We start from the raw sequence: 3,091 nt of genomic DNA on the forward strand, positions 1-3,091 counted from the left end.
GCCACAATATTTAGCGCCTTGGGATTTTGAGGAAAAGAAATGCCTAACAGTTTCAGGACTTCCAGTCCTGTATTGAGTGCTTCTAACGGTCTATTCTGAGCATTGCAAGACTGGATTTGAAGTTGATAAACATTTACTTTCTCCACTAATTTTTTAGCTTTTTGCACTACAATATCAACCAAACTCTTTGAGTCTTCATAGTTGACGTTTAAGTATTCAGCTTCTGCTTTTGACTCGTAAATTGCTAACGTTAAGTCATAGTGAATTTGCCAACAATCCGCTGGCAATAATTCCATAGCCACCCGGAAATACCTAACAGCAGCTTCATAAGCACTCGCGGCTTTTGCCTTGCGTCCAGCCGTTAAATTTAATCTTGCTAAATCAATTTTTTCTACGGGCTGGCTAATCGTGTCAATTCCGACATTCAATTGATTGACGACATCAAAGATGTTTTCTTCTAGCTTGTCGGGTGGAGTATTCTGTAAAAGTAGTTGACCGATTTTTAAATGGGTGGATTGCTTTTGGTCTTCTGGAATTAGCGAATATGCAGCTTGCTGAACGCGATCGTGCAAAAATTTGTAACTCACCCGCGAAGTGTCTAACTTGAGATTGATTGATTCGGTTCGATCGAAAACTAAAGGAATGCGATAAGAATCGCTCAATGGCAAAATAAACCCTGATTGCAAAGCTGAATAAAGTTCAGTTGCTGTAGTATTAGGTGACTTTTCGCTGACAAGTGACAGCACATCAAGAGCAAATTTATCGCCTACGCAAGCTGCTAATTTCAAGACTTCTTGGGTGGCTGCGGGGAGCTTTTCAATCCGACTGGCTACCAGTTCTACTACACTTTTATCGGTAATTCCAATGGCTTGGATTTCCTCGATACTCCAATCCCAGCGGCCTTTACTTACCTCATTTGTAATGGGATTAAAGTCAAATCTTAAAAGAGAGTCTTGATAAAGTGCTTGGAGTAATTGGGTCAAGAAAAAAGGATTGCCACCCGTTTTATTCCAGATCAACTCGGCTAGATTTGTTACTTTTTCTGTGCAAGCGTTAAGTGTTTCAGTGACTAATTCCGTCACATTTGCTAAATCCAGCGGCTGCAACACGATATTGTTGACTATTGTACCAGTTTTTTCAATTTCTTCTACAGTCTGAATTAAGGGGTGGGTCGGACTAACTTCATTGTCTCGATAGGCACCGATTAGCAACAAATATTCTTGTTCAGGGTCAGTTATCAGTATTTGCATTAACTTTAATGTTGCTGAATCTGCCCACTGCAAATCGTCTAAAAAGATAACTAGGGGGTGTTCTTTTTGGGCGAAAACGCGAATAAATTCTTTGAATACCCGATTGAAGCGATTTTGTGATTCTACAGGGGCGAGTTCGGCGATTTCTGGCTGTTTGCCGATGATCAATTCAACTTTGGGAATTACGTCGGCAATTACTTGGCCATCTGTTCCCACGGCTGTTAAAATTTTAGTTTGCCATATTTCTAATGAAAGTGTACTTTCTGTTAGCAATTGCCGCAGCAATGAGTTAAATGCTTGGATTAAGGAGGCATAAGGAATGTTGCGTTGTAATTGGTCAAATTTGCCGCTGATGAAGTAACCTTTTGACCGGGTAATTGGTTTGCTAACTTCATTTACTACGGCTGATTTACCGATGCCTGAGTAGCCTGAGACTAGCATTAATTCGCTGCTTCCTGATGGGGGCGAATTTTGTTTTAAGGTTGCTGGTTTTTCTGACAAATGGTTGGCTAAACCCGCTCTTACACGTTCAAATGCTGCTAGCAATTCATTAACCTGATTTTCCCGACCATACAATTTTTGGGGGATTAACAATTGGCTGAGAATATCTAAGCGTCCGGGGATGAAGTCGGCAATTCGTCCGGTGGTTTCTAACTGATGCAAAGAAATTTCTAAGTCTGCCAAAAATCCGACTGCACTTTGATATCTATTTTCGGCATTTTTTGCCATCAATTTCATCACTATCTCTGAGATGGCGACAGGTATTTCTGAATTGATTTGATGGGGATATATTGGTTGAACGGCGATGTGACTGTAAACTATTTCTAAGGGATCGTTGCTGCAGAAAGGCAATTTTCCTGTCAGCATTTCATATAATGTGATGCCAAGGGAATAAAAGTCTGTGCGGTAGTCGAGGGTGCGGTTCATTCTCCCGGTTTGTTCTGGTGACATATAGGCTAATGTGCCTTCGACTGAGTTGGGATTGTTAAATTGCGGATTTTCTTTGTTGAGTCTTGTAGCAATGCCGAAGTCGGTGAGTTTTACTTGTTTTGTTTGCGAGTTAATTATAATGTTGCTAGGTTTGATGTCTTTGTGAATAATGTGATGAAAATGCAGGTATTGTAAGGCTTTGACTATTTGGATGGCGATGTTTAAATTTGCTTGTAGGCTCAATGTTTCTGTTTCCAGGAGTTGGGCGAGGGATTGGCCCCCAAAGTCTTCTAAAACGATTCCTAATCCGTGGTTAAATGTTTGGAGACTGATGGCTTTGACGATGTGTTGACTGTCTAAATTTTGGCGGATTTGATATTCGTGTTTGAGCCTGGTAATGGCTTCGAGGGTGGGATATTCGGCTTTGAGGACTTTGAGAATTGCTGGGGGCGCGTCTGTCAGTGTTTCTCCGCGATAGATTATTGTTTCGACGCCTTCGTGCAGAGTAGAAGTTATTTGGTATTTTGATAAGGTTAACATTACTTAAGTTATAAATTACAGGAGCTGATTCTCATTAGCTTAACACTACTTAATCTTGATTTTGTGTGATTCCGATCGTGTATTTTGCGATTCCCAATCACACGGAAGATAGACTAAGTGAAAATGTGGGCTTGCTCGTGAGTGTCAACAAACATTTTAAATGTAACCTCGGTCTTGTGTTTGAGTCCCGAATGCTTTCGCTGCACTGTTTTTCAAGGAGATGGGAGCGATCGCACTGGGCATCAAACCGACAATTAAACGGGTTCTCAATCGCTGACTACCGTAACTTCACAGATAGTAGAAATAGATTCCGGTTCAGGCAAAATACGCACGCGGGCGAATTTTAAACCGCTGACTCCTTGTTGTGATTC

1 protein-coding gene is annotated in these 3,091 nt (G+C 41.1%); it reads right to left on the reverse strand.

Features of this window, described 5'->3' with window-relative positions; genetic code table 11:
• Positions 1-2,720 (reverse strand): serine/threonine-protein kinase PknK (locus tag QUA38_RS28240; RefSeq protein ID WP_333167723.1); only part of this gene is annotated, 2,720 nt, incomplete at its 3' end.
• Positions 2,721-3,091: the final 371 nt, after the last annotated feature.

Source organism: Microcoleus sp. Pol12B4, from assembly GCF_036701385.1.
Lineage (GTDB): Bacteria > Cyanobacteriota > Cyanobacteriia > Cyanobacteriales > Microcoleaceae > Microcoleus.